We start from the raw sequence: 6,838 nt of genomic DNA on the forward strand, positions 1-6,838 counted from the left end.
CGCAGGCAGCCATGAGATACTACGATTTGATTACCCCGGAGGGCACAAAGGATTATTTGTTTACCGAATGCGCACAGCGCCGCAGCGTGGAGCACCGGATCGAACAGATTTTCAGAAGCCGGGGATTTTCTGAGGTCATCACACCGGTCCTGGAGTTTTTTGATGTATTCAGTCACAAGTCCGCATACTTCCCCCAGGAGCAGATGTATAAATTTGCGGACAGCAAGGGACGGCTGTTGGTGATCCGCCCGGATTCCACCATGCCAATCGCCCGGGTGGTTGCAACCCGGCTGAAGGATGCGCCCCTGCCCCTGCGGCTGTACTACAACCAGTGCGTATATGCCAACACACCCCAGCTAAAGGGACGCAGCGACCAGGTTGCCCAGACTGGCATTGAGCTGATCGGTTCGGATTCCAAGCTGGCGGATCTGGAAGTGATCTCCACCGCCCTGGAGGTGCTGGAGGCTTGTGCCTACGACACCTTCTCCCTGGAGCTTGGGGATATTGCCGTATTCAAGGAATTGATGAATCAGCTGCACACGGACGAGGAAACCCAGGAACAGATCCGCAGTCTGATTGAATTCAAGAACTATCCTGCCCTCAATGACCTGCTGGATACCATCGGGGACAGCGAAACAGTTCGGGCAGTGAAGATGCTGCCCCGTCTGTTCGGCGGCGAGGAGGTTTTTGAAAAGGCTGCCCGGTACTTCAAGGGTGAGAAGATGCAGGCCATTCTGGACAATCTCCGCAGCGTATATGAGGATGCAGTCCGGCTGTGCGAGAACGGCAAGGTGACCATTGACCTGGGTATGGTCAACCGGACGGACTACTACACCGGCATCATCATCAAGGGCTATTTGTCCGGCTATGGGGACGAGGTATTGTCCGGCGGACGGTATGACAAACTGATCGCAGAGTTTGGCTATGACGTACCGGCAACTGGCTTTGCAGTGCATGTGGACGCCATTTCCCAGGTATATGCAAAGCATGATCCCCAGGTACCTGTACATAGTGATGTGCTGATTTATGCCGGAGAAGGCTGTGCGGCACAGGCAATCTGCCGGGCAAAGAAGCTCCGGGCGGAGGGTCTGATTGTGGAGCTTGCGATGCAGGATACGGTGGAGGATGCAAGAGCCTATGCACGGCAGCGAGGCATTGCCAAGCTGGTAATCATCAACGACGAAGCAGCAACGGAAATCATTTCCGGCTGATGGTATAAAGGAGAGACGGAAATGGAAAAACCATTGCGCATTGCCCTGACCAAGGGCAGACTGGAAAAGGACACGATCGGGCTGCTGGAATCTCTGGGCTTTGACTGTACCGCAGTCCGGGAAAAGGGAAGAAAGCTGATTCTGCCGATCCCGGACGCAAACCTGGAAGTGGTACTTGCCAAGGCGGCGGACGTGATTACCTATGTAGAGCACGGCGTGTGCGATATGGGTGTGGTCGGCAAGGATACCATTATGGAAATGAACGGAAAGTTCTACGAACTGGTGGATCTGGGCTTCGGCAAGTGTAAATTCGCCCTTGCCGGCAAAAAGGGAGACGATTTTTACGCCGGCATCGGGGTCAAGACCATCGCCACCAAATATCCAAATGTAGCAAGAGCCTTTTTTGAAGCCAAGGGTATGGACGTTGAGATCGTCAAGATCGAAGGCTCCGTGGAGTTGGCACCCCTGCTGGATCTTGCCAACGGCATTGTGGACATCGTAGAAACCGGATCAACCCTGCGGGAAAACGGGCTGGAGGTCTTTGAGGATGTGGCACCCATTTCTGCCCGGTTGATCGTGAATACGGTAAGTTTAAAGCTGCGGCAGGCGCAGATCGAGTCCCTGATCGAGAAGATCGAAGCACAGCTGAACAAATAGGAGGACAAAGCCATGATGAAGAAGATTTATGCCAACGGCACCGACGAGAAGGCATTTCTGGAGCAGCTTGCAAAGCGTACCGGCGAAACAGATAAGCGGGTAAGCCAGATCGTAACGGAAATCATCGAAACCGTCCGGGCAGGCGGCGATCAGGCTGTACAAAATTATACCAAGCAGTTTGACGGGGAACTGCCCCAGTACTATGAGGTGCCCCAGGAGGTCATTGAGGATGCGTTGAACGAGGCGGATGAGGATTTTGTCAATGCACTGCTGGATGCCATGGAGAACATCGCAGATTTCCACAACCGGCAGCGTGAAAACAGCTTCGTCAACGCCTTGCCCAACGGGGTTCTGCTGGGACAGCGAATCCGAGGTCTGAAGCGTGTGGGTCTGTATGTGCCCGGCGGCACGGCAGCATATCCCTCCAGTGTACTGATGAACGCCATTCCGGCAAAGATCGCCGGGGTGGAGGAAATCATTATGGTAACGCCACCCCAGAAAGACGGCACTCCCAATCCGGATATTCTGGTGGCAGCAGCCATCTGCGGCGTGGACAGGGTATTTCTCAGCGGTGGTGCCCAGGCCATTGCGGCTTTGGCATACGGCACGGAGCAGATTCCCCGGGTGGATAAGATCGTAGGACCCGGCAATATTTACGTTGCCACTGCCAAGAAGCTGCTGTATGGAGTTGTGGACATTGACATGGTGGCTGGTCCCAGTGAGATCCTGGTGCTGGCGGATGATACGGCGGATCCCGCATTCGTAGCCGCTGATCTTATGTCCCAGGCGGAGCATGACAAGCTGGCGTCCTCCATTCTGGTCACCACCAGCGAGAAGCTGGCGGATGCAGTGCTGGTGGAATTGGAAAAGCAGGTACAGAGCCTTTCCCGGAAGGAGATCATCGAAGCCTCTCTCCGGGATCAGGGTGCCATTCTGATCTGCGACTGCGTGGATTGTGCAGTGGAGCTTGCCAATGCCATTGCGCCGGAGCATCTGGAAGTACACCTGCAAAACCCCATGGAGTATCTGGGCAGACTGGACAATGCAGGCTCCGTATTCCTGGGTCAGTATGCTTCCGAGCCTCTGGGCGACTATTTTGCAGGCCCCAATCACGTGCTGCCCACCAGCGGCACAGCACGGTTCTTCTCGCCCCTGTCCGTTTCCAGCTTCTTAAAGCGTTCCGGTTATGTGTACTACACCAAGGAAGCTCTGGCGGACGCAAAGGATGACATTGTTCTGATCGCAGAGCGGGAGGGACTGACCGCCCACGCCAATGCCATCAAGGTACGGTTTGCAAAGGATTGACCGGAAGGAGAGAATGCTATGCAGTATCAGCTGAATCAGAAGCTGGCGGATCTGGTACCCTATGATCCCATTCAGGGCACATATCAGATCCGGCTGGATGCCAATGAATCCTACATTTCCCTGCCGGGGGAACTGCGTCGGCAGATCGGAGAGGCTGTTGCCGCCCTGCCGTTGAACCGATACCCGGATCCTCTGTCCCGGAAGGTGAATGAAGCATTTGCAGCTTACTACGGGTTGAATCCGGATTGCATCACCTCCGGCAACGGGTCGGATGAATTGATCAGCATCATCACCAGCTGTTTTCTGGAAAGCGGCGACACCATTGTAACCCTGGAACATGATTTTTCCATGTATGCTTTTTACAGCAGTCTGTATGAGTTGAAGGTGGAGGTCTGCCCCAAGCGGCAGGATCTGACCATTGACGTGGACAGGCTCATTGCCTTCTGCAAGGAAACCCATGCAAAGGCAGTGGTTTTCTCCAACCCATGCAATCCCACTTCTCTGGGGGTAGGTCGTACTGAGATCCGCCGTTTGTTGAATGCACTGGATTGCCTGGTGATCCTGGACGAAGCGTATATGGATTTCTGGGATCAAAGTATGCTGCCGGAGCTTTCCGCATATGACAACTGCATTATTCTCAAGACCTGTTCCAAGGCGCTTGGGCTTGCCGGGATCCGGCTCGGGTTTGCTGTAGCCGGAAAGACCATCACCCGGGCGCTTCGGGCGGCAAAATCCCCCTACAATACGGATATGATCGCCCAGACCATCGGCACCATTCTGTTGCAGCAGCCGGATTATCTCCGTGCATGCACAGCACAGATTACAGAGCGTGCAAAGCAGCTGTATCAGGGAATCACGCAGTTACAATCTAAGTATCCTAACATATTGGAACAGGTGTATGACAGCCGCACAAACTTTGTCTATGTGCGTACCTCGTATGATGCACAGTTGTATCAGATGCTGTTGGATGCGTCCATTGCTATCCGCCGGTTCCGGGGCTTTCTGCGGATTTGTACCGGCTCATCGGAGGAGAATGCAGCATTGCTGGAGGCACTGACCCAAAGCCTGCAAACACTTTCTGCCAAGGAGGAGAGCCTATGAGAACAGGAGCTGTAGACCGGAATACCCGGGAAACCCAGATTCACGTAGAAGTGTTATTGGACGGAAAGGGCACAGCCCAGATCGACACAGGCATTGGTTTTTTTGACCATATGCTTACTGCCCTGTCCGCCCACAGCGGCATCAGCATGGTGATCCACACGAAGGGGGATCTGTATGTGGATTCCCATCACACGGTGGAGGACACGGGCATCGTACTGGGGGAGGCGCTGAAGCAGGCACTGGGAGATAAGTCCGGCATCTGCCGATACGGCACGGCGTATATTCCAATGGACGAGTCCCTGGCGTTCGCCTCCCTGGACATCAGCAACCGCCCCTTTCTGGTGTGGAATGGCAGCTTTGCCACCCCCATGATCGGCGCATTCGACACCAATCTGGCGGAGGAATTTTTCCGTGCCTTTGCCTTTCATGCGGGTATTACCCTGCATGTGAACATGCTGTATGGCAGCAACGATCATCACAAGTGCGAGGCAGCCTTCAAAGCGGTTGCTCATGCACTGAAAGCGGCGATTACGGAAAATGAAACCGGTACAGTACTTTCCACAAAGGGGGCGTTGTAATGATCGCAGTGATCGATTACGGGGCAGGAAACATTTTCAGCGTAGAAAATGCCCTGCGATACCTGGGACAGGAACACATATTGACAGATGATCCGGACACCATCCGCCAGGCGGACGCCATCATTCTGCCTGGAGTGGGGGCGTTCCCCAGTGCCATGCAAATGCTCCATGCCCATGGACTGACGGAGCTTTTACAGCAGCAGGCAAAAGAGAAGCCCTTTCTGGGGATTTGCCTGGGCATGCAGATGTTGTTTGAGAAGAGCTATGAATTTGAGCCTTGCGAGGGGTTGGGACTGCTGCCGGGAACGGTGGAGCGGATCCCGGATCACGGGCTGGTGATTCCTCATATGGGCTGGAACAAGCTGGATCAAAAGCTGGACTGCCCCATGCTGAAGGATCTGCCGGAGGATGCATATGTGTATTTTGTGCATTCCTATCAGGCTATGTGCCCGGATTCGGTGATTGCAGCGTCCTGTGAATACGGCAGCACCATTCCCGCTTTGGTATATGACGGAGCATATGTATTCGGTGCCCAGTTCCATCCGGAAAAAAGTGGTGAGATTGGGTTACAGATGCTGCGGAACTTTGCGGCATTGGCATAAGGAGAGAACATATGATTATTTTACCAGCAATTGATATCAAGGACGGCAAATGTGTCCGGCTCTGGAAGGGGGATTTCCAGACTGCGGAACAAGTGGCAGAAAGCTATATGGACACTGCCCAGGGCTTTGCGGAGGCAGGTGCCCAGTGGATCCATATGGTGGATCTGGACGGGGCAAAATCCGCACAGCCGGTCAACGCTGACATTTTCCTGGATGTAGCAAAGCATACACCGCTGAGGGTGGAGCTCGGAGGCGGCATCCGTTCTCTGGACACGGTGGAATATTACCTGTCCGGGGGTATCAGCCGGGTGATTCTTGGATCCATTGCCCTGAAAAACCCCCGGATTGTCAAGGAAGCAGTGGCAGAATACGGGGATCGGATTGCAGTGGGGATCGATGCCAAAAACGGCAAGGTAGCCGCAGAGGGCTGGCTGGATGATTCCGATGTGGATTACATTGCCCTTGCCCGGGAAATGATCTGTGCCGGAGTGGGTACCTTCATTTTCACGGATATTTCCAAGGACGGCACGCTGTCCGGCGTCAATGCGGAACAGCTGTCCGCTTTGGCGGATGCCACCCGTGGGCAGTGTAATATCATTGCCAGCGGCGGTGTGCATACCATTGAAGATATCCGCATCTGCCGGGAGATGGGGCTGTATGGAACCATCTGCGGCAAGTCCCTGTATAAGGGTACGCTGGATTTGCGGGAAGCCATTGCTGAGGCACAGCCTGTGAATCAAGCCGACTGAAAGGAGTGGCAGCTATGCTTGCAAAACGAATCATCCCCTGTCTGGATGTACGCAACGGCAAGGTGGTCAAGGGCGTGAATTTTCAAGGCATCCAGGACGTAGGGGATCCGGTGGAGTGCGCAGCGGAATACAACCGGCAGGGTGCGGATGAACTGGTGTTCTATGATATCACCGCCTCCCATGAGGGGCGGGGTGTGATCCTAGACGTGGTGCGCCGGGCTGCCCAGCAGGTATTCGTCCCGCTCACCGTAGGTGGAGGCATTTCCACCATCGACGACTTCCGGGAGACCCTGCGTGCCGGTGCAGACAAGGTTTCCATCAACTCCTCCGCCGTAAAGAATCCGAAGCTGATCGCAGAGGCGGCGGATATTTTCGGCAGTCAGTGCGTAGTGGTGGGCGTGGATGCAAAGCGGAATGGCACTGGCGGCTACACGGTGTATGTAAACGGAGGGCGGATCGATATGCACCTGGATCTGATCCAGTGGGTCAAGGAGATCCAGCGCCTGGGGGCAGGGGAGATCTGTCTCAACTCCATTGATGCGGACGGCACAAAGGCTGGCTTTGACATCGAGATGCTGAATGCCGTGTGTGATGCGGTCAAGATCCCGGTGATCGCCAGCGGCGGCTGCGGCAGC

The 6,838-nt window shown here is 54.8% G+C and carries 8 protein-coding genes; all 8 read left to right on the plus strand.

All coding sequences use genetic code 11. The features are described from left to right. On the plus strand, positions 1-1,211 hold a 1,211-nt coding region (hisZ, locus tag QVO51_RS08675), incomplete at its 5' end, for an ATP phosphoribosyltransferase regulatory subunit (protein WP_288168039.1). A gap of 21 nt (positions 1,212-1,232) precedes the next feature. Next, the gene (hisG, locus tag QVO51_RS08680; protein ID WP_022358079.1) at positions 1,233-1,868 is read left to right on the plus strand and encodes an ATP phosphoribosyltransferase; all 636 of its coding nucleotides are present in this window, start codon (positions 1,233-1,235) and stop codon (positions 1,866-1,868) included. A gap of 12 nt (positions 1,869-1,880) precedes the next feature. Then, positions 1,881-3,173, plus strand: a complete 1,293-nt coding sequence (gene hisD, locus QVO51_RS08685; RefSeq protein ID WP_022358080.1) for a histidinol dehydrogenase — start codon at positions 1,881-1,883, stop codon at positions 3,171-3,173. An 18-nt stretch (positions 3,174-3,191) separates the two neighbouring features. Further along, positions 3,192-4,274 carry a pyridoxal phosphate-dependent aminotransferase gene (locus QVO51_RS08690; protein WP_022358081.1) on the plus strand — a complete coding sequence of 361 codons (1,083 nt, stop codon included), beginning with the start codon at positions 3,192-3,194 and terminating at the stop codon, positions 4,272-4,274. Beyond that, positions 4,271-4,852, plus strand: a complete 582-nt coding sequence (hisB, locus tag QVO51_RS08695; protein ID WP_022358082.1) for an imidazoleglycerol-phosphate dehydratase HisB — start codon at positions 4,271-4,273, stop codon at positions 4,850-4,852. The genes QVO51_RS08690 and hisB overlap by 4 nt, the downstream gene beginning before the upstream one ends. After that, positions 4,852-5,454: an imidazole glycerol phosphate synthase subunit HisH gene (hisH, locus tag QVO51_RS08700; protein ID WP_015558913.1), complete on the plus strand. Its 603-nt coding sequence runs from the start codon at positions 4,852-4,854 to the stop codon at positions 5,452-5,454. Before hisB ends, hisH begins: the two co-directional genes overlap by 1 nt. 11 nt (positions 5,455-5,465) lie before the next feature. Further along, entirely contained in the window at positions 5,466-6,203 is a 738-nt protein-coding gene (hisA, locus tag QVO51_RS08705; protein ID WP_022358083.1) for a 1-(5-phosphoribosyl)-5-[(5-phosphoribosylamino)methylideneamino]imidazole-4-carboxamide isomerase, read from the plus strand. Between the two features lie 14 nt (positions 6,204-6,217). Next, positions 6,218-6,838, plus strand: a 621-nt coding sequence (hisF, locus tag QVO51_RS08710) for an imidazole glycerol phosphate synthase subunit HisF (RefSeq protein ID WP_288168040.1), incomplete at its 3' end; no start/stop codon positions are given.

The sequence above is a fragment of the Ruminococcus sp. CAG:379 genome (assembly GCF_000434255.1).
In the GTDB taxonomy this organism is placed as follows: Bacteria; Bacillota; Clostridia; order Oscillospirales; family Ruminococcaceae; genus Ruminococcus_F; species Ruminococcus_F champanellensis.

Coding starts and splice junctions, on each gene's coding strand:
- hisD (WP_022358080.1), top strand. CDS start 1,881: ATGATGAAGAAGATTTATGCCAACGGCACCGACGAGAAGGCATTTCTG.
- hisG (WP_022358079.1), top strand. CDS start 1,233: ATGGAAAAACCATTGCGCATTGCCCTGACCAAGGGCAGACTGGAAAAG.
- hisA (WP_022358083.1), top strand. CDS start 5,466: ATGATTATTTTACCAGCAATTGATATCAAGGACGGCAAATGTGTCCGG.
- QVO51_RS08690 (WP_022358081.1), top strand. CDS start 3,192: ATGCAGTATCAGCTGAATCAGAAGCTGGCGGATCTGGTACCCTATGAT.
- hisH (WP_015558913.1), top strand. CDS start 4,852: ATGATCGCAGTGATCGATTACGGGGCAGGAAACATTTTCAGCGTAGAA.
- hisB (WP_022358082.1), top strand. CDS start 4,271: ATGAGAACAGGAGCTGTAGACCGGAATACCCGGGAAACCCAGATTCAC.